Genomic DNA, 21897 nt, shown 5'->3' with positions numbered 1-21897 from the left:
TGAAATCAGTGTTTTGACAAATGACAAATGACAAACTCAGTATTAGTGCGATCGCGATTCGCCGCCATATCGGTACCCTCGTCTTAACCCTAGCCGTAATTGTGCTGGGGATATTTTTCATTCTCCAGATTCAGGTCGATTTATTACCCTCGATTACCTATCCCCGTATTGGTTTACGTTTGGGGGCGCCAGGTATCTCACCAGAGGTGGCGGTTGAGGAAATTACTAAACCCTTAGAAGAAGGATTAAGCGCGACTGAGGGCGTTGTCCAAGTCTTCTCCCAAACTCGCGAGGGACGAATTAGTTTAGACTTGTTTTTTCGACCAGGGGGTGATATTGACCAAGCACTAAATGATGCAACAGCGGCATATAACCGCGCTCAGTCTAATTTACCCGATATTATTGAGGAACCGCGTTTATTTAAATTTGACCCCTCTCAATTACCTGTTTATGAATTGGCGCTGAAATCTCCATCCCTAAAAGATGTGGATTTGCGCGTATTTGCGGATGAAGAACTCAGCCGTGAACTGAGTGTTGTTCCCGGAGTCGCCTCCGTGGATGTGTCTGGCGGGGTAACCGAAGAGGTCAGAGTGTTGATTGACCCGAATCGTTTACAGCGATTAGGATTAGGATTAACCAATGTCCTAGATGCCCTAGATGAGCGCAATCAAGATGTAGCCGGGGGACGGATACGGGGGGAAGAGTCAGAACCATTGACGCGAACGATGGGACGTTTCCAAGATGCGGAAGAACTGCGGAATTTGTCCTTTGAAATAGAAGATACAGACGCAACAAATCCTTCTCGTCGTGTCTATCTGCGCGATTTTGCTGAGGTTATTGATGGAACGGAAGACCAACGGGTATTTGTCTTTCTGAATGGAGAACCAGCGGTTAAACTTAGTATTCAGAAGCAACCGGATGCGAATACGATCGAAGTTGTGAATGGGGTAAAAAAACGCCTTGAACAGCTACGGCAATCTGGTTTAATTAAAGAGGATATTGAATTAGTCGCCACCTTGGATGAGTCAATTTTCATCCAGAATTCTATTGCAAATGTGACGAGTTCAGGGTTAGTGGGAGCCACGTTAGCGGCGTTTGCAGTGCTGTTGTTTTTGGGTTCATTGCGGCAAACCTTAATTATTGTAATTGCGATTCCCCTAGCCACCCTAGCCGCTGTGATTTTAATGCAGTTATTTGGTTTATCCCTGAACGTGTTTAGTTTAGGGGGATTGGCGTTAGGAGTCGGGATTGTCGTGGATAACGCGATCGTTATGCTAGAAACGATCGCGGCTGGGGTGTCTGATAATCCAGGTGTAGGGGCGGGTTTGACCGATACCATGGTAGACAAAACCCATAACGGAACTAAACCCGCCCCGTCTCAATCCATCATTTCCCAAGCCGAAAAATGTTCCCAAGAGGTAGAATCAGCGCTGATTGCTTCCACCAGTACTAATTTAGTCGCTGTCCTACCCTTTTTGCTCATTGGTGGGTTTTTCTCCCTCCTGTTTAGTGAATTAATTTTAACCATTAGCTTTGCTGTCGCCGCCTCTTTGGTTGTCGCGCTAACAGTTGTACCAATGCTTTCGTCTCGCCTTTTGGCAATCCCTTGGTCAAGTGGCTTAAGCCGATTTTGGCTACTGCAAGCTTTTAATCGTCGGTTTGAAGCCGCCACCCTAGGTTATCAAGGGTTCCTGGCGCGGGTGCTGCGGTATCGGCTTTTAGTCATCGCCCTGGCTGTGTTAATTCTGGGCGGCGGAAGTTTAGCCTTAGCCAGTCAAATTCCCCAAGAAATTCTGCCCCGAATTGATACCGGACAAGCCCGAATGTTTGCCCAATTTCCACCAGGAACTACCCTGGAACAAAATCGACAAGTGATGATGGCGGTGGATGATATTCTCTTAGCGCAGCCAGAAGCCGAGTATGCGTTTACCACATCTGGCGGGTTTTTGTTTGGGGGAAATACATCAGAAAACCTGTTACGCGGGACGAGTACAATTGCGCTGAAATCTGATAGTAATGTCGAGACATTTATTGAACGAGTCAATCAGGAATTGCAGACGTTAAATTTAGTCCAAACTCGTCTGCGCCTGAGTCCCGGTGAAGTGCGGGGAATTATTTTAAGTAATTCGCCGGTGCGCGGGGCGGATTTAGATATTGGATTGCAAGGAACCAATACGCAGCAATTAGAAGCCGCAGGGCGTCAAGTGTTAAAGGCGTTAGATGAGCGCGTTACCTTAGCAGCGTTTCGCCCCGATGCAGATGATCGCCAACCCGAAATTCAGATTCGTCCTGACTGGGAACGAGTCGCCCAATTGGGTTTAACCGCACAGGAAATTGGCGATACAATTCAAACCGCGATCGCAGGTTCGGTATCGACTCAGTTACAACGGGGCGATCGCTTGGTGGATGTGCGGGTACAGCTTGATCAATCGGCGATTCAGCGCGTGTCTCAGATTAAAGAGTTACCCCTATTTAGCAATAATAATCGCCAAATTTATCTAGGTGATGTAGCGGCGATTGATCAAGGACAAGCGCCGGGTGAAATTCAGCGGATAAATCAGCGCCAAGTGTTCTTAATAGCAGGGACATTAAATGAAGGTGCAACCTTGAGTGAGGCGATAGCGGAAACTGATGCGGTGTTAGCCGAATTAGATTTACCGGATGGTGTATCTATTTTACCCAGTTCCGCTAGTGAAACCAATCAACAACTCCAAAATTCCCTGAAAGTGCTGGGAGGATTAGCCGCGTTTATGGTATTTGTGGTCATGGCGGTGCAGTATAATTCCCTGATTGACCCCTTGGTGATTATGCTGACTGTACCCCTCGCCTTAGCCGGGGGAATTTTGGGACTGTATCTCACCCAAACCGCCATGGGCGCAACGGTTCTAGTGGGGGCGGTACTCCTGGTAGGGATTGTGGTGAATAACGCGATCGTTATGGTCGAGTTTGCCAATCAAATTTATGAGCGAGAAAAGGTTGACCGCCAAACGGCAATTTTGCAAGCCGCACCGCAACGTTTACGACCCATTTTAATGACCACAATTACCACAGTTTTAGGCTTGTTTCCCCTGGCGCTGGGGATTGGGCAAGGGTCAGAGTTTTTACAACCGTTAGGTGTGGTGGTATTTTCGGGATTGTCCCTAGCAACGGGATTGACGCTATTTATTATTCCCTGTTTCTATACATTGCTTCATGATAGTTTTGGGGATAATAATAGGAAAAAAAGAATGAAGGGAAGAACCGAGAAGAAGCTAGAGGTAACAGAGAACATAGGTAAGACTAGAGCATCAGTGTAGATCCAGAAGTAGAGACGTTCCAGCGGAACGTCTCCAATTGTCGGGAGTTGATTCTAGGATGACTTAAAGCTAAAATAATAAATTGTTGAATTAATTTTAAAGAGGGTTGATCCAGAAGAGGAAGGTGGATGTGCATTTATTTGCACGGAACCAAAAGAGCAGATACACCTGTTTTGGAAGTATACAAGTCATCCAACCCCATGCATTTTGAAAAATACCGCTATTTTTTGATAAAAATTTGGGGAGATAGTAGAAAATTATAATTGTTATAACCCGCGAAGGCGGGTTTGGTCTGTGTAGCTGCGGTTTAAACCGCCCAGCTTGATTCTGTAACTAGCGATCGCACTTAAGGCTGGTGGGCATTGCCCACCCTACGCTAGTGTAGTAATAGCCGTTAGACGTAGAGGCGTTCCGCTGGAACCTCTGCCAATTGTCGGTACTTTTCTACTGTATTGTACATACAGCGCTTCGCGCTCTTATGGAGTACAGTATTAGCCCGCTATCCCTCAAACTGCTAGATTGATGTTGTACCTCATAGCAGAGGAAAGCGCTGTATAATAATAAATTTACATTGTGGTGGGACATAAACCGCCAAGATGAGTTATTGTCTAATCAAGGCGGTAATCGCAGATAAAGTGTCCCCATCTATCATGGGAAGTCAAATGGAGATCTTGAGGTGATGAATATAATCCTAACGCCAGAAGCAGAACAATTGATTAAAGAAAAGCTTAAAAGCGGTCAATATCAAACGGCTTATGAAGTAATTGTTGAAGCTTTACAATTATTAGAGAAGCGAGATCAACAGTATGAAGTGTGGTTAGAAGAAATTACTCGCAAAGTAGAAGTTAGTCTTAAACAGCTTGCGCTTGACGAAGAGACGGATAGGGCGGTTGTAATTGCTGGACTGCGGGAGCAAGTTACGAGTGAAGATTTAGATCCCCTAGTCATTGAGAAACTGAAGGGGCTAGCTCAAAAACATCAGCGCTCACTGCAAGCCGAGTTAACGCACATTATAGAAGCCGCCATTCAATCCCGCATACTTAACCAAACTAATGCGAAAGCAATTCCTAAAACACCCGAAGAGTTGGGCTGGTCTCCTAGTTTTTTTGAGAGGACAGCAGGAAAGTGGCAAGGGGAACCACTGACACGAGGGGAACAAGGAGAATATGAGCAGCGGCTTTGGGAACTTTTGTGATTTATCTGTTAGATACGAATACGTGCATTCTCTATCTGACTCGTCGAAATTCAGCAGTGGTTGAGAAATTGATGACTATTCCACGGCAAGACATAGTGCTGTGCGATATTGTCAAAGCTGAACTCTATTATGGTGCTTATAAAGGTACTCGCCTAGAGAGTAATTTGGCGTTGTATCAGGAGTTTTTCAGCGAGTTGATCAGTCTTCCGTTTGATGGCAATGCAGCAGAAGTCTACGGGCGTATCCGGGCGCGACTAGAAGCTTTAGGGACTCCTATTGGTCCGAATGACCTCCAGATTGCAGCAATTGCTCTTGCCAACAACTTAATCCTAGTCACCCACAATACCCGCGAATTTAGTCGTGTCGAAGGGCTACGCCTGGAAGATTGGGAGTTGTCCGTGTGAAGTGTTCGCCACTGTCGCCGCCAAAGACGCGATCGCACTTTATCTTTATTCCCACTTTCCCTATGGCAATGTAATTATGGTTGATCCAGAAGAGGAAGGTGGATGTGCATTTATATCTCATTATCTGCACGGAACCAAAAGAGCAGATACACCTGTTTTTGAAGTATACAAGTCATCCAACCCCATGCTTTTTGAAAAATACTGCTATTTTTTGATAAAAATTTTGGGAGATAGTAGAAAATTATAGTTTTTATAACCCGCGAAGGCGGGTTTGGTCTGTGTAGCTGCGGTTTAAACCGCCCAGCTTGATTCTGTAACTCTCGCTACATCGAAATACCTGACGTTAGTCGCTGATCAGGCTAAATTCGATTACTAATGACAATTTGGCAACACTCCCGCGATCGCACTTAAGGCTGGTGGGCATTGCCCACCCTACTCATCAGAATCCCCGTAAAGGACTAACTTCCAGCACACCATTCGGCTTAAACACCACCTGAAACTGAGCTAAGGGTTGGTCGGGAACAAATCCAGTTTCCTCACTGCCAATACCAGCCGCTTCTGGGTCAGCTAATTCTGCCAACGGTGTTTCCGCTACATAATCCCAAGCCGGTTGATTAGTCGGTTCGTAGTCCGCGATCGTGCCATCTTCAGTGACAGCCACTCGGTAATTTAATGGTCTTCGTGATAGCGGTGTTCCTTCCCAACGTTCGTCTAACGTACTGTAGAGTTGGTTATTTAATTGTCTCAGTAACCTCCGATCCGTGATTTCGGGTCCTAAACCAGGTTCTTCCTGATAGCCTTGCCAAGGACTGATTTGCAACACACCACCTGGGGTAAATACCACCCGGAACAGAGCAAAGGTTTCTCTGCTTGCTGTACCGCCTTCTGTGGGAATATAGCTCAACTCCGGTAAGGGAGTATTTGCCGCACTATCAATAGGCGTATCATCAACAGGTTTATACCCTAGAATATCTCCGTCTCCGCCAACCGTAACCTGATACTCTAAATTCTGACTTAACCCTTCCCGGTTATCCCACTCTTGATCAAGTTCTCTGTGCAGATAACGCTTCAAATAACTCAACTCCGTTGGATTCGTAATCTCTCGAGTTGAGGTTAATTCGTCCTCCAGTTCAGCCGCCGAAGGGGGACTTGAGGTGGGGGTTGGCGTGACTTGACCTGGGCTATCTGGGGTTGGAGACGTTGTTTCCGTAACATTAGACTCAGAGGCTGGCTTGGGAGGACGCACTTCTGGGACGGGTACAAAGAATAAAGCCAACGCCGCTACAGCTAAACTCGTCACACCAATCGCAGCGGGTGCGGTTCGCTGGGCGACGGATTGGTCAGCTTTGCGATACCGTCGGGAAATTGGTTGTAAGGGTACAGCCAAATCAGGCAACGTGTGCTGATCCGCAAGGAACTGATCGATCGCCTCAACTAGGTCAAATAGCTGTACCGTTGTCAAATCAAGCTGTACAGGATTTTTGCCATCTATCCCTCCCGCAGAAGTCCCTGATGCGCTATGGGAATCAGAGGTAACACCCGAAAGAACTTCTGCGGTTTGCCCCACCCTTAAATGGTGCAAGTTTTTATCCGGAAGTTGTTGTAACTGCACCAAAGGTGGTTTAGCGCCATCAAGTTGAGGGTGAGGGACGTGACTTAAAAATTCTTGAGCATACCGATTGACAGACTCAACCAAGCTCTCAAAAAAATCTCGTCCGCCGCTAATGGGCTGCGGCTGACCCATAAAACGGCATTCTGCATTAACCAGAATCGTCATCAGTGGGCGAGGATCAAGCTGGTCTCCCCCCCCTGCGGTTGTATCACTTAATCCCTCTAGAATCAGCGTACAGTTGGGCAAACTGTACTGGCGTCGAATTGTCATCGTTTTTTCCCTATGGAACCCACAATTATAGCTACGGACGCTCTCAACCTCTGGTTCGGATCATTCATCAAACTTCTCCATCAAACAAACTAATCCAAAATCGCTGCATACCAGAGGTTCCTGTACAAAAGAGCAACTGAGCTAACAGCGACAATGCTAGCTCATTTAACTTTTCATCGGTATTGTAGACAGAGACCTTTGCCCGTCGTGGGTTCATCCGGCTACGGAAATGCGCCCGGAACCGCTCTAGATAGGAGGACAAGCGAAAATGTTGTTCGATGGGAACCTGCTTTTGACTCAGTTGTTCGTAAGCCAGAAGCAGTTGTCGAATCACAACCGTCATGCGGCGAGCCAGATAACTAGCTATAATCACTAAGGCTTTAGCTTCTTCTAGATTCAGGGGACGGCGCGTGTGAGAGCGTCGCAAGGGATTGGTGCAGCGTAGACGCCAAAGAACCACACGATTATTGATAATGTCCTGAAGTTCTAGCTGTTTGGCGACTAACAGCATCGCTTCAGAACCTCCCAGTTCCAACGCTTCAATGGCAAGTAAAATCAGGTCAATCTGCTGCCGACTTCGTGACGGGCATCCCCGATCTGAGATACCGGGATCGGGTAAATTATCTAAAATTACGGGATGGGATGGAGCAGTAGAAGTGTTTGTCGGCATTACGCTTACAGAAAGAATCATTCTAAGTAGCGATTGTAGGTGAACTCGTCTTCTATACAGAAAGAATTTGCAAGTGAACTACCCAGCACTGACCTTGATCCTTCGCTCTTCTCAGAACAGGAGGTGTAGTGTGGGCTTCTAGATTCAGCGGGGAATGCCTCATGAGAGACTTACGTCCCCTCTTGGGTATTACTTCCCCTCCACTAGCAGAGACGGCTGTTCCATCCGCCTGTAATATTCTGATACCTTCTGCTCTAATATTGGTCGAGGCGTTACTATCTCTATGATGATGAATACCATAGCTGGGACAAGTCCACTCCCTCATCTCCAGTGGCATCTCATCAACCTGGTAGTAGCAATTAGAGCAACGTTTAGAGCGAGGAAACCATCTATCAATCTCAACTAACTTACCGCCCTTTTTCTCAAGCTTGTAAGATAGGAAGTTAACAAATATTCCCCAACCCAGATCAGATATTGCCTTGGCTAGCTTGTGCTTACAAACTATGCCCTTGACATGCAGATTCTCTACTACAACAACTTGACTTTCGTTGATGAGCTTACGAGAAAGCTGATGTAGAAAATCCTGTCGTGAGTTACTAACTTGTTTATATACCCTAGCTACGACTTTTTTATATCTGTTCCGTGAATTAGTCACCTTCTGTTTTTTAGCTAATTTCTGCTGTTTACACTTTAGGTTTTTCTCATGTTTGGCTAAATGTTTAGGATTTCCGTACTTTTAAACTTTACTCCCATCGCTAGTGATGGAAAAGTAGTTTAATCCTAAATCAACACCAATTATTATGCCTTCAGTCGATGTTTTGGGATTTTCTCCCTCAATTTCGGTCAGGATAGATGGATAATACTTACCTGATGGCTCTTGGCTGACTGTTACGGTTTTTATTGTTCCTTCAATTGGTCGATGTATTTTAGCCTTGATATTGCCTACAAGTCTAGCAAATTTAACTGTATTGCCTTCAACTTTGACCTTTTGAGGATACTGAATCGACTGCCTACTTTGCTGTTCAGACGTTAGGTACAACCAGACTTTGACGACTTTACGCAGCACTTAATATAACCTCCTTATTGTCTATGTTACCATTACCACTTAGCTACAGTCGGTGTTAACACACTTACTGATTCGCCCTTTCCGATGCCATCATGGCACAAGGACTCACCATTGGTCTGCTTCCATCCATTTAATTGTTAAACTGTTTAGTCAAGCCCCTTATCTACCTATGGATTTAAAGTCGCTGATTCGGGATATTCCAGATTTTCCTAAACCTGGAATCATGTTTCGGGATATCACCCCCCTGCTGCGCCACCCAGAGGGACTACGCTACACGATTGACATTCTGGCTCAAACCTGTAAAGAAGCAGGACTCACGCCAGATTATGTCGTTGGGATGGAATCCCGTGGCTTTATTTTTGGTCCTCCCCTCGCCTATAAACTCGGCGCTGGGTTTATCCCTGTCCGTAAACCCGGTAAACTCCCATCCGCCGTGCATACCATTGAATATGAACTCGAATATGGTATGGATCGCTTAGAAGTTCATCAAGATGCCTTTGATTCCGGTTGTCGTATTCTGATTGCCGATGATTTAATCGCTACAGGAGGCACCGCCGCCGCTACCGCCAAGCTGGTGCAAAAAATTGGCTGTGAACTGGTGGGCTTTAGTTTTATCATCGAACTAAGGGATTTACAGGGGCGTCAGAAGCTGCCTGATGTGCCGGTTGTTACCTTGATTGAGTATTAAGGGCATGAGCAATGGGTGATGGGTTACATTCTTGGGAGCATGTCAGGGAAAGCACATAACCTTCAAGCTAACCTGCTCTGGTTGGGTTTCGTACCTCAACCCAACCTACTTGCGTTGACATGCTTCCACATTCTTCAGTAAAGCAATAAAGACGAATGACTTCTTCAACACAGAATTCTTCAACTCGCCATGGCTTAGATGAGGCGTGGGCGGGGTTCATCCGGATTGTCTCCAGTGAGACGTTTCTCTACATCGTCAAACGTCTCTTGCAAGCCTTATTAACCTTATTTCTGGCATCGGCGCTCAGTTTTGCCATCATTCAATTTTCACCGGGCAATTACTTGGATACCCTGCGGCAAAATCCCCAGATTTCCCCGGAACGCATTGAGGAACTCCGACAGCAATTTGGCTTGGATCAACCTGCCTACAAACAATATTGGCGTTGGCTGGTGCGAGTTGTGACTCAGGGAGATTTTGGTGAAAGTTTTGTTTATTTTCGTTCCGTATCATCCCTCCTCTGGGAACGCATCCCAGCCACCTTACTGCTTGCCATTTCCTCGATTATTATCACTTGGGCGATAGCGATTCCGTTAGGGATTATTGCCGCCGTCAAGCAAAGCCGCTTTGCCGATCGCGCCTTACAGGTGATTAGCTATACCGGTCAAGGCTTTCCTAGCTTTATTACTGCCCTGTTGCTGCTCATTATCGCCCAATACACCTCACCGCTTTTTCCGGTGGGTGGCATGACCAGTATTAATCATGCCGATTTGTCACCCATTGGTAAAGTCCTCGATATTGGATGGCACATGATTTTACCAACCCTTGCCCTCTCAATCACCAGTTTTGCCGGACTTCAACGAATTACCCGAGGGGCAATGTTGGATGTTTTGCGGCAAGATTATATCCAAACCGCCCGTGCCAAGGGACTTCCAGAAAATCGGGTGATCTATGTCCATGCCTTACGGAATGCGGTTAATCCCCTGATCACCATCCTGGGTTTTGAATTTGCTAGTTTGTTAAGTGGTGCGTTTATTGCCGAATTTTTCTTTAATTGGCCCGGTTTAGGACGGTTGACGTTACAAGCTGTCACCGCCAAAGACACCTACCTGGTGATGGCAGCCTTGATGATGGCGGCGGTGATGCTCATTGTCGGTAACTTACTCGCTGATTTGCTGCTCAAATTTGTTGATCCGCGCATTCGCCTAGAAAATCTCAAATAATTAATCGGAAGTCGAATGACAAATGACAAATATAGGGAACTAACTTTCAGTGTAATCAGTGTGACTAACTCCTCACTCCCCTACCCCAATCTCTCCAATAAATCCGTGAAATCAGTGTTTTGACGAATGACCAATCAAAATGTTTAGCCAAATCTATTACTTAATTCTTTCTCGAGTTGACGGGCGCTATCTTGCTGCCAAACCTACCCCTAGGGGTAGTGAGATGGGAGCAGGGTACTTATTGATGTTTCGCGAACAGTTTGAAGCCCTCAGCTATCTGAATACCCACGCGGCTGATCTGAGCGATCGCTTTGCCGTTGAGTCTGTTTCCGGAACTCAGCTAAAAGGATTGCTCCAACGCTGGGGATTTCATGGCGTGGGTATTGTTCAAGACCCCCTGATTCCCAAAATAGAGTTTCTATCTTATGAGGGGTGATATCGATTGCTTCGTTCTAAGGATAGATATTCTCAGCAGATTCTTAAAAAAAATAATTCAACATGGCTCTAAATTCTATCTTTAGATTAGCTACAAGACTGATGCCATTAGTCCAAAATGAACGAATATATTATCGCTCAACCAATATCCTGACAATCATAATCTGAGATTGATGAGTGTAATGCCTGTAGCCGAATCTCGTACCTGCCTCACCACAACAAACAACCGTTGGGCGGTTGCGTTTTTGCATCAGATGGTGTAATACACGAAGCCGTAATACCGCTTGACGACGTGCTTTGTAGGGAAAGCAGATGTATTTTTTAGCGATAGCAGCAACAAGGCAACGGAAACTTATACATAAGGCGTTGGGTCGCTTTAATTGAAACTCTTTATCTTTCAACTTACACCCCAGTCAAATCAGTACATTATGACGTTTCAAGTCAATCGGTTTGATAGCCAAGACTCTCGGCGTACTCAACCTAGAAAAGGAGTGAAGTCCAGAGGGCTAATCCAAAAACTTAAACACTATATCTTTTTATTGGGCGTAGGAATTTCTTGGGGAATCGCCACCCCCCTGAATGCGGCTGAACGAATCACCTTGCAATTAGGACCGTTTCAGCAATCGGTGGCAATCGAGGATCTAGAAGCATGGGCGCAAACGGGTCAGTTACCGCCGACTCTCACACCCTACCGTTCCTTACTCACCCCCCAAGTCCAGCAGGTACTCAACAGACGCCTGCAACTCGACCCCAATCTGGCTGAGAAATTTATCAATGACTTGCTGCTTTCAGCAGATGGCGCCCGCTTACTGGATCAAATTGGTGGGGTACTTCCTGATAGCAGTCTCGATCAGTTAAAAGCCGCTCTATTTTTAGCTGCACGCCAAGCGAATGGATTGTCGGTGCTAAGTTTTTTAAGAGCTTACCCGGAGGAGACAGTCACGATCAATGCCTCATCTGCGATCGCGATTGTTTTGCAAATGAATAGACCTTACTTACAAAGTCAACTGGTCAATCCGATCCTGGAGGAGGAACTCACTGTTGCGGATACACCAGAGTTTTCGGCGGACTTTGATCCGACGGTGACCGGTTATCAATATGTACGAGAACGAACCCTGAGGCTACGCGATCGAGATCGCGATCGTTCTATTCCTGTAGATATGTACTGGGTTGGTGATACTTCAGGACCTTTGGTCATTCTCTCCCACGGTTTTGGTTCTGACCGCAAATTTTTAACCTACCTAGCGCGTCATCTGGCGTCTAATGGTTTAACCGTTGCGGCTATAGAACATCCCGGCAGTAATTTTAGCTGGCTCAGTGGGGTTTCTCTAAGCAGTAACATTGGGGAGGTGCTACCCCCATCGGAGTTTATTGACCGTCCTAAGGATGTCAGCTTTGTCTTGGATCGTCTGGCGAGAATTAATCAAGGCTATGGAGCATTTCGGGGCAAATTGAATACGGAACAAGTTACTGTTATCGGTCACTCTCTAGGCGGCTACACGGCTTTAGCTTTAGCAGGAGGACAACTAAACCTAGAGGAATTGCGACAATTTTGTCACCAGCGTAGTCCTCTAGAACGCTCACCCGCTGACTGGTTTCAATGTTCCGCCACAGACTTACAGGAAGACTTGGTGGAGTTACGCGATCGGCGGGTGGTTCAGGTGATGGCTCTTAATGCCGTCACTGGACATTTATTTGGCAATACGGGTCTAGCTGAGGTAGAAATTCCTACTTTGATGTTAACGGGAACCGATGACGCGATCACTCCCTCTGTGGAACACCAACTTCGAGCCTTTGATCAGTTAAGCGGATCTAAGTATCTGCTGGTGGCGCTGGGGGGGACTCACTTAAGTGTGACAGATCGCGCCAGTCTCAATGAAGCGATAACTAACAGTACGTTGGTGAGGGAACTAACGGATAAAGAAGCAGAACCCCTGCGCCAGCTTTTTCGAGGTGTGAGTTTAGCCTTTATTAAACAGCTAACCCCTGAAGCCCAACTCTATAAACCCTTCTTGACACCAGCTTACGCCCAATCTCTTTCGAGTCCCAGCTTATCCCTACGCCTGAGTACTCAACTCCCGCCAAGCTTAACCACTTGGTTCCAAGTGTTAACCGTGAGTAACCAGAAGATTGCCATCCGCTTCCCCACCCTAAATCACGGTGCGATCGGGACGCTTTTTTCACCCTTTGCCAACTCTCCCAAGGTTCTTACCCAGACAGATTGCTGCACAGGACAACTTAATCAGATTTTTACGAATTTCATGAATACCTATAATCGGCGTTTAACGGGTATTAGTTAACCGCTTCTATCCCTTGCCAGCTTAAACTACACCCTCTAGAGCGTTGATCCAGTCACCACTGTTAACCGGGGTAAGAAGTACCGGGACTAGCGCTCTAGGAGATTTCAGAGGTGGACTCGATTGGCTTAATTGTACGCTATTGATATATAATCAAAAGTTGGCAATATTAAACGAGCTGACCCCAGGGTAGGCTAAATCAAATTTATTTGTGATCGGACTTGCCAACACTTGGTTAAGTTTGCTACCTTAGTTAAGCGAGTTAAGCGCCAAGGATAACAAGCCGGGATAGCTCAGTCGGTAGAGCAGGGGACTGAAAATCCCCGTGTCGGCGGTTCAAGTCCGCCTCCTGGCATTCCTAAAGGCTTATTTTATATAGATTTAGGTAGGGCGGTAACGGTTTATCACCACAAGTACGGGAGAGCCGAATTAATGGTGCATCTGTTTGATATAGATGCGACAGTTCACTGCCCAATCCCTAAACATGCTAATTGTTGTTGTAATTTTCAATCTGCTGATCTCGCTATTTGGTTTTTATCTGGCGTGGCGGATTTGGAAGTTACGACGGGTGCTAGCAGCGGCGGCTGATATTGTCGCCCTGGCTGAACGAAGTACCTATAGGGTCTTACATGGCGCTCCCCAAGCCATCTCTAGAGGGCAGATCGGTGTCCATGGATTAAAAAAACGCTATCAGCATTTAGAGTTTCAGTTACAACGAGTGCAGCGGGTCTTGATGGTGTTGGGCTTGATCCAAAAGACCTATAGGTCTAGGCGACGCCGTCGTGGGAAGCGAGCGCCTGCCAAAAGTTCAAAACTGTGAACCTTACGCCAAGTTCCCCCCTTTATCAGAGTCCGGCGAGAAGACCTACATCATAATCTAAGATTTGATGTGGGATAAATCGCCAGTAATTGAGTTAAAATTGCAGCATGATAACTCTAAACTACTGCTACCGGATCTATCCAGACGTCGCTCAACAAAGGTTGATAACCGAGTGGCTGGAAATCTGTCGTGGTACATACAACTATGGACGGCGACAAATCAAGGATTGGTGCAATAGTAGAAAGAGTCCAATTGATAGGTGTTCTCTAGTCAAGGATTACATAACCCCTGCCGATGAACCGTTTGCAGACGAGTACAGGCAGATAAACAGTTTGCCTAAAGCCAAGAAACAGTACCCTCAACTGAAGAAAGTGCCCTCCCAAGTATTGCAGCAAGCGATTAAGCAGTTGCATAAAAGTTGGGAATTTTTCAGAAAAAGAGGGTATGGGCTTCCGAGGTTTAAGAAATACGGGCAGGTTAAATCCTTACTGTTTCCCCAGTTCAAGGAAACTCCGGTAATTGGCAATCAATTAAAGCTACCCAAACTAGGGGCAGTAATAATCAACCTGCATCGCCCGATACCCGATGGATTTAAGGTGAAGCAGGTGCGGCTGGTACGGAAGGCAGATCAGTGGTACGCGGTACTGGCAATTCAATGCAATGTAGACGTCCCAGACTTTGAGCCGACGCCAGGGGGACACGCCATCGGGGTGGATATTGGGTTAGAAAAATTTTTGGCAACCAGCGACGGTGAAATTGTAGCGCCATCAGGCTTTTTCAGAGAACTACAGAGCAAGTTGAAATTACTGCAACGTAGGCTAGCCCGGAAAAGTAAGCGGTCAAGTAACTACGAACAAGCCAGGTTAAAGGTAGGTCGGACACATCACCAAATCGCTAACACTCGCAAGGAATTCCATTATCAGGTAGCCCATGCCCTGTGCGATAGCGCGGACATGATATTCATGGAGGACATTGACTACCGCACCACCGCCAAAGGGTTTTTAGGGAAACAGATGCTGGATGGGGCATTTGGGCAATTCAGGTCAATCGTTGAGTATCTGTGCTCCAAGCGTGGGAAGTTTTTTGGTGAGGTTAACCACCGGGGAACATCCCAGGAATGTCCAGAGTGTGGCAGCCAGGTAAGAAAAAACCTAAGTGTCCGAGTCCACGAATGTCCCCATTGCCAGTACCGAGTTGACCGAGATGTGGCATCGGGAAAGGTAATCAGAAACCGAGGGTTAGCGTCAATTAAAGAGAAAATAGTACCCGTGGACGACGGGGAACGGAAACAGCCTGTAGCAGTCGGTCTACCGGGGACTTCAGCTAAGTTGTTGAAGTCTAGGCAAGAGACGAAATCCCGGAAGGGAGTAACCAGGAAATCTAAGTAGCGATACTTAGAAGCCCTCACTATATTTTTAGTTAGTGAGGGAGAATGTCACGCTAAAAGGGAGCTATCGAGAACACAAGTTAGCTGTGATCTGCGTTCTTGAGCAGAGTCTTCAGGGATTTCTCATCAAATTCCCCGAGCAAATCTGCCTAAAATTGGTGTAAGGATAGAGATCAAACGATGTCAAAAAAGAGTGCTGGAGCATTTATTGGGGGTTTAGTCGTGGGGGGTGTCATTGGCACCCTAACCGGATTGCTAATTGCCCCGCGTCCAGGTCGGGATACACGACGGTTGTTGAAAAAGTCCACAGATGCCCTACCTGATTTGGCTGAAGATCTATCAACAACTGTACAATTACAAGCCGATCGCCTTTCAGAATCTGCCCTACGCAACTGGGATGGAACCCTGACACGACTGCGAGACGCGATCGCAGCGGGACGAGAAGCTTCCGCCCGGACACGAGACGAACTCAACTCGTCTCCATCTGACGTGGCGACTGAATCCCCCATGTCCGCTTCTGACCATCAAGTGTAGGCAACCTGTCGGTGATTGATCCTCTATTTTGGCTCGGACTATCCATTTTATTAGTAGCGGTCAGCTTAACGGCTGTTTTAGTGGCAGCATTACCGGCGCTGCAAGAGTTAGCACGAGCAGCCCGTAGTGTGGAAAAGTTAGCGGATACGCTGCGGCGGGAATTACCGCCAACTTTAGAGTCGATTCGCCTGACGGGTTTAGAAATTAGTGATTTGAGCAATGATATGAATGAGGGCGTTAAAAGCGCCGGTCAAGTGGTGCAACAAGTTGATCAAAGCATCCAGGGTGCAAAAAATCAGGCGAAAAAAGCCCAAATCGGCACTCGTAGTGTTGTCGCCGGTGTCAAGGCGGCTTGGAAAACCTGGAGGAACCCTGCTACTAGTCGTCGCTCCCTTGATCGCTTACCTCCCTCTGAACGCAAGGCTGTTGATCTGCAAGAACAAGATGCTGAACTGGATAGGGTTGAACCGCAGTATGAGCGTTCCTACGAGGAAATTCAGGATAATGCTCCTGTTCCTCGGCAATATGAAGGTATCAAATCTTCTGAGGAACCCTTGGAGTAGGAGTGCTCAGGAGAGCGGAGGGGCTTCAGGAGCAGGGGAGCAAATAAAGGACGAGTGACGAATGACAAATCCCAAATATTAGAGTAAAGTAAACAAGTGTAAAGAAATCTTTACCTTAACCTGACCTTATCTCCCTTTTAAGATATCCCGTCCCTGTCCATTGTTTTGTGTATCGCAATGCTGGATCTTTTAAAACGATTTTTGGTAATCTTGGCAGCATTTTGTATTGCTGGCTCTGTTTGGGCGATCGCACCATCCGCCCAAGCTTATAACAACCCCGACCTACTCCCGAAAACCCAGACTCCCATTATTGATTTGGCGAATCTGCTGCCTCAGCTTCAGGAAGAAGCCCTAATTCAAGACATAGAAACGTTTGAGGCACAAACCGGTTGGAAGCTGCGGGTATTAACCCAATATGACCGTACACCCGGTTTAGCCGTTCGCGATTACTGGGGACTCAATGATAAAAGCGTTTTACTGATTGCTGACCCACGAGGCGGTAATCTGTTGGGCTTTAATGTGGGCGACGATTTATATCAATTTCTACCCCGTACCTTTTGGGTAGAATTACAGACACGCTTTGGTAACCTCTACTTTGTGCGCGAGAATGGGGAAAACCAGGCAATTGTCAATGCATTAGATACGGTTAAAACTTGCCTAAATAAAGGTGGATGTCAGGTTGTTCCAGGCTTGCCTCAAGAACAGTGGATTCTCACCCTGATTACCTCCTTGGTAGGTGGTGTGGTTTTAGGATTTGCGGCGATTCCTCGCAAAGATGGACAACTTGTGGCTTGGCAATGGGCGTTAATCTTTTCTCCCTTATGGGGTATTCTCTTCATTGCTTTCGGAATCGGTCCAGTTGTCACTCGAACGGCTGAATGGTTGCCTTTATTCCGAAATGTCCTGGCTTTTGCACTAGGGGCGTTAGTGGCTTACCTGTCACCATTCATTGGTCAAACGACAGCGTCGGAAATGTAATTATAAGTTGGCTGAATCAGTAATAACTTGGTTGGGGCGCATGTCTATGCGCCCTGATCATGTCTGCTTGCTGCTCTGGAGCCTTATTTGCTGACAATTCCTGACCACTGCACATTTTTTTGCTGAGTGCGACGATAGGAGAAGAAATACTCGGGTTGCTGATAGGTACAGTGAGACGCGATCGCAACTTGCTCGTGATCTAAGCCGAGTTGTTCGAGTTGTATGGCGTTCACCCGTCGCACATCTAAGCGGACTCGTCCCGGATGGGGATCATCGAAAATGGGGGAATGGGGAAGCTGCTGTAATTCATCCAAAATCGATTCAGGGGTATTTGTTTTATCCGTAGGGATAATAGTAGAACCCACTTCTATGGCAACGGTTTCCGAGACTTGATACACTTCTGGCGCGATCGCAGGTCCCATGGCAACCCGGAGATTTTCTAGGCGGCTACCTACCTCCAGGAATCGCGCGATCGTATTTGGCACAATTCGAGTCGCGGTTCCTCGCCATCCCGCATGAATAGCCGCGACTCGTCCCGTTTTTTCATCTCCAATCAGCACGGGCGTACAGTCAGCCGTGCAAACCCATACAGCTTGCTGGGGCTTTTCAGTGAAGATACCATCAGCCGCAGGTTTTTCAGGTGTCTGATTCTCCCCTTGACCAACTGCACCAATCGTGATACACTCCGACGGCGTTAGGACAGTATTGCCATGAACTTGGCGCACCCGATAAACCGTCGCTTCGGGTTGCAGGGCTTCAACGATTTGGTCAGGGGGACGGGGTGAAAAAGCGGAGGTAAAAAAGCCATGATGCCAAGGTTCTAGAAGGCTACAGGTTAGATACGGTAAGTTGTCCCAAGTTTGCCAGTGCCACGTATGCATTGTTCAGGATAAAAGGTGTAGAAGGGCAGTACAATAAGCTAGCTTAGCTAACCTTTAAGCTGTAGTGGTACTTAATCAACAAGCTCTGGAAATAGCCATCCAAACCGTCACGCAACAGCTATCCCACTCTGGACTCCCAGGACTTCAAGAAATCCGAGGGCTTCCCGTCTATTTATTTGATAGCCTATCCTCTACAAATCGAACCCTTTGGGAATTGCTGGATAGAGGAACAACACCGCCCATCGTGGTTATCGCCGATCAACAGACGGCAGGACGAGGACAGTGGGGACGGCAATGGCAATCCGCTCCGGGTGGGTTATACTTATCCTTGGCTTTAACCACTAATTTGGCAGCATCCAATAGCGCCCAGCTCACAATGTGCAGCGCTTGGGGCGTTGCTACTGCTTTGAGAAGCTATGGTATTCCCGTCCTGATTAAGTGGCACAATGACCTGCTGTTGCTGGGCTATAAGTTAGGTGGAATTCTTACCGAAACCCGCCTATCTCAGGGGCAAATAACCAAAGCTGTTATCGGTATAGGCATTAACTGGAGCAATCCTGTGCCAGAAACAGGGATTAATTTACAATCCTTTTTTGAGACTCAACCAACGAGTCCAGCCGTAACCTCAAGAGAAATGTTAGCGGCAATCGTGATACAGGGATTGCGATCGGGGTATCACTACGGGTTAGAATCAGGCATTGACAATTTACGGTTGTCCTATCAAGGGTTACTGTTTCATCAGGGAGCCTCGATTCAGGTCAACGGAAATCCTGGCATCGTCAAAGGAGTCACGTCAATGGGTGATCTAAGGGTTGGGTTGACCTCAGCTAATGCAACGGACGCAAATGCTGACGCCGCAATCCGTCCAGAAATTCACCTTAAGCCCGGTACAATTAGTCTGGGTTATCCTCAAGACGTGCCTTGAATGTCCTTGTCTGTCAAACGTCAACAACTGAGCTTGGAGTCGCCAATGTTACTGGGTTAAGACGCTTCAGTTTATGGTTTTGATTAATGAATCGGTGTTCTAGTCCCATTAAATCCCTTTAAATTGACTGAAAATTTTTACTCGCTATTGATAGACAGTGAGGATGAGGAGTGAGTCGCAAATGAATAAAAAAACCGTCGCCAATTCCACCCCAACGGGCGTATTTTACCGATATCCCTGGCTTAAGCAAGGAATCAGTTTGATGGGAGGGCTGGGTGTGCTCAGTAGTGGTCTAGTCGTTGCTCAAACTGATGCACCAATAGATACAGGTATAGCCCCAGCTGCACCGCCTGCTCCCCCAGCGATTAAATTTACCCCGCCGCCCCCAGAACCGCCAGCCCAACCTAAACCCGCAGCGCCAGCAGTCGTTGTCGCCCCCCCAGCACCTGCACCTAAACCCGCGTACCAACCGCCTGCTCCCCCTGTCCCTAAACCCCCAGCCCCCGCACCGGTTAGTGTTAGCAAGCCTCCAGCTCCGGCTCCGGCTCCCGCCGCACCTACACCAACCGTGGCGACACCCCCGGCTGCCAAACCGAGACTTGACGCGCCTAATCTATCCATTCCAGCTCCCGCCACCCTAGCCAAACCTCCGAAAGTTATTATTAATCCTTCCCCCACTCAGGAAGCTGCTCAAACCCCAGCTACACCGAATAATAGCTATATTGACCGGACAAACTATAGCCTGGGCGCAACCCAAAGTCCTGCCAAACCAGCCGTGATTCTTACCGAGCGGTCAACGGGTTGTCAAACGGTGTCGCGCAATGGACAACTGGTGAGTGGGAGCTGTGGGGGTCAAGCTGCGCCAAGACAACAAACACAAACGGTTCAGGCGGGGGTTCAGGCGGGGGTTCAGGGGAGAGTTCAGAGGGGAGTTCAGACGGGGGTTCAGGCGGGACGCATTCAACGTCAACCCCATCAACTCCCAGGAGGAACTGGAACCCAAATAACTCGACTCCCTGCACCTCCGGTTACCTTCAGCGCCAGTGTGAGTCCGCCAGTCAGGTCAGTTCAACGGGTGGCAGCGTCTGTGAATCCTCGGATCAGACAGTTTACTCGCCCTCCTGGTGTCTCCTCTATGCCCACAACGGCATCACCCAAAACCACTCCCACGGGTCTGACTTACTATAATTTCTCTAACCGACCTCTAGGGCGTCCTCTAGTCGGCAATGCCAGCTTTATCTTCCCTTTAACCATTCCGGCGGCAATTAGCTCAGTATTCGGTTGGCGGATGCATCCAATTGCTGGGACTTATCGTTTCCATTCCGGTACAGATATAGCCGCCCCGACAGGTACACCTGTTTTGGCTGTTGCTCCTGGTGAGGTGGCGACGGCTGATTTCTTGGGCGGCTACGGGCTGACGGTGATCTTGCGCCATGAGGAAGGCACTCAAGAAAGCCGCTATGCTCACCTGTCGGAAATTTTTGTTCAACCCGGTGAATCGGTGGATCAAGGCAGTGTTATCGGGCTTGTCGGTAGTACTGGTTTTTCTACTGGTCCCCATCTCCACTTTGAGTGGCGTCACCAAACCACCGATGGTTGGGTGGCGGTTGATGCTGGCGCTCATTTAGAATATGCTATGGCTCAACTGATTGAGGCGCTGAAGGTCGCTCAGGCGATCCAGCAACCGGACTCCTGAATATACAGGTAATGTAGAGACGTTGCATACAACGTCTCTACATTCACAAAGGGCAGGTTCTGTACAAAGGTTTAGCTAGACTTTGGCTTCCAGAGACTTGAGATATTCGGTATTGACACCGGATTCGCGGATCAGGGCGATTTTTCCAGTCCGGGCTATTTCCCGAAGTCCGAACTTGCTCAAAATCTGGATAATCGCGACCATTTTTCCAGGGTCTCCCACAACTTCAATCGTCAGGGAATCCTCGGCAATATCCACCACCCGCGCTCGGAACACTTGGGCAAGTTCAATGATCTCTGATCGCGTGGAACTGGTGCCGTTGACTTTGATCAGCATCAATTCCCGCTCAACACAAGGGGTGGTGGTAATGTCTTGAACTTTGATCACGTTGATCAGTTTGTAGAGTTGCTTGGTTAGTTGCTCAATTGATGGCTCATCCCCAGGCACTACCATCGTAATCCGGGAAATCCCAACTTTTTCAGCAGGACCAACGGCGAGACTTTCAATATTGAAGCCGCGACGGGCAAATAAACCAGCAATGCGAGTTAAGACACCGGCTTCATCTTCGACTAAAACTGAAAGGGTGTGTTTCATCAGTTAACACCAAAATGGCACAAAGGCGTTTGCCTCTTCCTTTTGTATAATCGGGTTTTGGTATGAGGCTTTTATATCTTACCGTGGTCTGAAAAAATGACAAGACTTAATTGATTGATGGTTTGATTTGGGTCAGGGCGAAGCATTCGCGATGAACACTTAGCTGTACAACCACCAAATCAAGGCGCGAAGGCTTCTCCCCTACAGGGTTAATCTATTGATGGTTTGACTTGGGTCAGGGCGAAGCATTCGCGATGAACACTTAGCTGTACAACCACCAAATCAAGGCGCGAAGGCTTCTCCCCTACAGGGTTAATCTATTGATGGTTTGATTTGGGTCAGGGCGAAGCATTCGCGATGAACACT

At 47.5% G+C, this 21897-nt stretch carries 19 protein-coding genes, 1 tRNA gene and 1 pseudogene; 16 read left to right on the top strand and 5 right to left on the bottom strand.

The features are described 5' to 3' along the window. The first annotated feature begins 20 nt into the window (after positions 1-20). The 4 genes from RIM23_RS13105 (at position 21) to RIM23_RS13090 (ending at position 5142) form a co-directional block, all read left to right on the top strand. Positions 21-3296: an efflux RND transporter permease subunit gene (locus tag RIM23_RS13105; RefSeq protein WP_446367697.1), complete on the top strand. Its 3276-nt coding sequence runs from the start codon at positions 21-23 to the stop codon at positions 3294-3296. A 676-nt stretch (positions 3297-3972) separates the two neighbouring features. After that, on the top strand, positions 3973-4491 hold the full coding sequence (locus RIM23_RS13100; RefSeq protein ID WP_446367696.1) for a ribbon-helix-helix domain-containing protein: 519 nt from the start codon (positions 3973-3975) through the stop codon (positions 4489-4491). After that, positions 4488-4895, top strand: a complete 408-nt coding sequence (gene vapC, locus RIM23_RS13095; RefSeq protein WP_446367695.1) for a type II toxin-antitoxin system tRNA(fMet)-specific endonuclease VapC — start codon at positions 4488-4490, stop codon at positions 4893-4895. Before RIM23_RS13100 ends, vapC begins: the two co-directional genes overlap by 4 nt. A 1-nt stretch (position 4896) precedes the next feature. Continuing rightward, on the top strand, positions 4897-5142 hold the full coding sequence (locus RIM23_RS13090) for a hypothetical protein (protein WP_446367694.1): 246 nt from the start codon (positions 4897-4899) through the stop codon (positions 5140-5142). Between the two features lie 192 nt (positions 5143-5334). Here RIM23_RS13090 and RIM23_RS13085 read toward each other — a convergent pair whose 3' ends face one another. From RIM23_RS13085 to RIM23_RS13075, 3 genes and pseudogenes are all read right to left on the bottom strand, one after another. Beyond that, positions 5335-6777: a DUF4335 domain-containing protein gene (locus tag RIM23_RS13085; RefSeq protein ID WP_446367693.1), complete on the bottom strand. Its 1443-nt coding sequence runs from the start codon at positions 6775-6777 to the stop codon at positions 5335-5337. Positions 6778-6844: 67 nt separating this feature from the next. Continuing rightward, on the bottom strand, positions 6845-7468 hold the full coding sequence (locus RIM23_RS13080) for a DUF3038 domain-containing protein (RefSeq protein WP_446367692.1): 624 nt from the start codon (positions 7466-7468) through the stop codon (positions 6845-6847). Positions 7469-7499: 31 nt separating this feature from the next. Beyond that, positions 7500-8468, bottom strand: a pseudogene (locus tag RIM23_RS13075) (RNA-guided endonuclease InsQ/TnpB family protein); the annotation flags it as partial. A 214-nt stretch (positions 8469-8682) separates the two neighbouring features. On the opposite strand from RIM23_RS13075, the gene RIM23_RS13070 reads away from it, so the two are divergent. The 10 genes from RIM23_RS13070 (at position 8683) to RIM23_RS13025 (ending at position 17435) form a co-directional block, all read left to right on the top strand. Further along, positions 8683-9201, top strand: coding sequence for an adenine phosphoribosyltransferase (locus tag RIM23_RS13070; protein WP_446367738.1), 519 nt, complete (start codon positions 8683-8685; stop codon positions 9199-9201). A gap of 155 nt (positions 9202-9356) precedes the next feature. Next, a complete protein-coding gene (locus tag RIM23_RS13065; protein ID WP_446367690.1) occupies positions 9357-10421 on the top strand; it encodes an ABC transporter permease in 1065 nt (354 codons plus the stop codon). Positions 10422-10560: 139 nt separating this feature from the next. Beyond that, positions 10561-10857: a hypothetical protein gene (locus RIM23_RS13060; protein ID WP_446367688.1), complete on the top strand. Its 297-nt coding sequence runs from the start codon at positions 10561-10563 to the stop codon at positions 10855-10857. Positions 10858-11284: 427 nt separating this feature from the next. Next, a complete protein-coding gene (locus RIM23_RS13055) occupies positions 11285-13156 on the top strand; it encodes an alpha/beta hydrolase (RefSeq protein WP_446367686.1) in 1872 nt (623 codons plus the stop codon). 279 nt (positions 13157-13435) lie between these two features. Continuing rightward, positions 13436-13508: transfer RNA gene (locus RIM23_RS13050), tRNA-Phe, on the top strand. 129 nt (positions 13509-13637) lie between these two features. Beyond that, a complete protein-coding gene (locus RIM23_RS13045) occupies positions 13638-13973 on the top strand; it encodes a hypothetical protein (RefSeq protein WP_446367684.1) in 336 nt (111 codons plus the stop codon). Positions 13974-14080: 107 nt separating this feature from the next. After that, positions 14081-15361, top strand: a complete 1281-nt coding sequence (locus RIM23_RS13040; protein ID WP_446367682.1) for an RNA-guided endonuclease InsQ/TnpB family protein — start codon at positions 14081-14083, stop codon at positions 15359-15361. A 179-nt stretch (positions 15362-15540) separates the two neighbouring features. Then, on the top strand, positions 15541-15894 hold the full coding sequence (locus RIM23_RS13035) for a YtxH domain-containing protein (protein WP_446359876.1): 354 nt from the start codon (positions 15541-15543) through the stop codon (positions 15892-15894). 11 nt (positions 15895-15905) lie between these two features. Continuing rightward, positions 15906-16457 carry a DUF948 domain-containing protein gene (locus tag RIM23_RS13030; protein ID WP_446359877.1) on the top strand — a complete coding sequence of 184 codons (552 nt, stop codon included), beginning with the start codon at positions 15906-15908 and terminating at the stop codon, positions 16455-16457. Positions 16458-16634: 177 nt separating this feature from the next. Continuing rightward, positions 16635-17435: a TPM domain-containing protein gene (locus RIM23_RS13025; protein WP_446337340.1), complete on the top strand. Its 801-nt coding sequence runs from the start codon at positions 16635-16637 to the stop codon at positions 17433-17435. A gap of 83 nt (positions 17436-17518) precedes the next feature. Here the strand turns inward: RIM23_RS13025 and pgeF are convergent, their stop codons facing one another. Further along, positions 17519-18316: a peptidoglycan editing factor PgeF gene (gene pgeF / locus RIM23_RS13020; RefSeq protein ID WP_446367680.1), complete on the bottom strand. Its 798-nt coding sequence runs from the start codon at positions 18314-18316 to the stop codon at positions 17519-17521. Between the two features lie 64 nt (positions 18317-18380). On the opposite strand from pgeF, the gene RIM23_RS13015 reads away from it, so the two are divergent. Next, positions 18381-19241 carry a biotin--[acetyl-CoA-carboxylase] ligase gene (locus tag RIM23_RS13015; RefSeq protein WP_446367678.1) on the top strand — a complete coding sequence of 287 codons (861 nt, stop codon included), beginning with the start codon at positions 18381-18383 and terminating at the stop codon, positions 19239-19241. Positions 19242-19422: 181 nt separating this feature from the next. Then, entirely contained in the window at positions 19423-20937 is a 1515-nt protein-coding gene (locus RIM23_RS13010) for a M23 family metallopeptidase (RefSeq protein ID WP_446367676.1), read from the top strand. Positions 20938-21012: 75 nt separating this feature from the next. On the opposite strand, the gene ilvN is transcribed toward RIM23_RS13010, so the two are convergent. Beyond that, complete coding sequence (gene ilvN / locus RIM23_RS13005) at positions 21013-21531, bottom strand: acetolactate synthase small subunit (protein WP_446337344.1); 519 nt, start codon at positions 21529-21531, stop codon at positions 21013-21015. Positions 21532-21897: the final 366 nt, after the last annotated feature.

The organism is Coleofasciculus sp. G3-WIS-01 (assembly GCF_040223135.1).
GTDB lineage: Bacteria > Cyanobacteriota > Cyanobacteriia > Cyanobacteriales > Coleofasciculaceae > Coleofasciculus.
Note: the sequence above shows the minus strand (reverse complement) of the source record. Positions and strands in the feature narration are given on the sequence as shown.

Bases quoted from the DNA above. Each gene is read 5' to 3' on its own strand.
- RIM23_RS13035 (WP_446359876.1), top strand. From the start codon at position 15,541: ATGTCAAAAAAGAGTGCTGGAGCATTTATTGGGGGTTTAGTCGTGGGG.
- RIM23_RS13040 (WP_446367682.1), top strand. From the start codon at position 14,081: ATGATAACTCTAAACTACTGCTACCGGATCTATCCAGACGTCGCTCAA.
- RIM23_RS13055 (WP_446367686.1), top strand. From the start codon at position 11,285: ATGACGTTTCAAGTCAATCGGTTTGATAGCCAAGACTCTCGGCGTACT.
- ilvN (WP_446337344.1), bottom strand. From the start codon at position 21,531: ATGAAACACACCCTTTCAGTTTTAGTCGAAGATGAAGCCGGTGTCTTA.
- RIM23_RS13045 (WP_446367684.1), top strand. From the start codon at position 13,638: ATGCTAATTGTTGTTGTAATTTTCAATCTGCTGATCTCGCTATTTGGT.
- RIM23_RS13085 (WP_446367693.1), bottom strand. From the start codon at position 6,777: ATGACAATTCGACGCCAGTACAGTTTGCCCAACTGTACGCTGATTCTA.
- RIM23_RS13025 (WP_446337340.1), top strand. From the start codon at position 16,635: ATGCTGGATCTTTTAAAACGATTTTTGGTAATCTTGGCAGCATTTTGT.
- pgeF (WP_446367680.1), bottom strand. From the start codon at position 18,316: ATGCATACGTGGCACTGGCAAACTTGGGACAACTTACCGTATCTAACC.
- RIM23_RS13105 (WP_446367697.1), top strand. From the start codon at position 21: ATGACAAATGACAAACTCAGTATTAGTGCGATCGCGATTCGCCGCCAT.
- RIM23_RS13080 (WP_446367692.1), bottom strand. From the start codon at position 7,468: ATGATTCTTTCTGTAAGCGTAATGCCGACAAACACTTCTACTGCTCCA.
- RIM23_RS13060 (WP_446367688.1), top strand. From the start codon at position 10,561: ATGTTTAGCCAAATCTATTACTTAATTCTTTCTCGAGTTGACGGGCGC.
- RIM23_RS13065 (WP_446367690.1), top strand. From the start codon at position 9,357: ATGACTTCTTCAACACAGAATTCTTCAACTCGCCATGGCTTAGATGAG.
- RIM23_RS13070 (WP_446367738.1), top strand. From the start codon at position 8,683: ATGGATTTAAAGTCGCTGATTCGGGATATTCCAGATTTTCCTAAACCT.
- RIM23_RS13010 (WP_446367676.1), top strand. From the start codon at position 19,423: ATGAATAAAAAAACCGTCGCCAATTCCACCCCAACGGGCGTATTTTAC.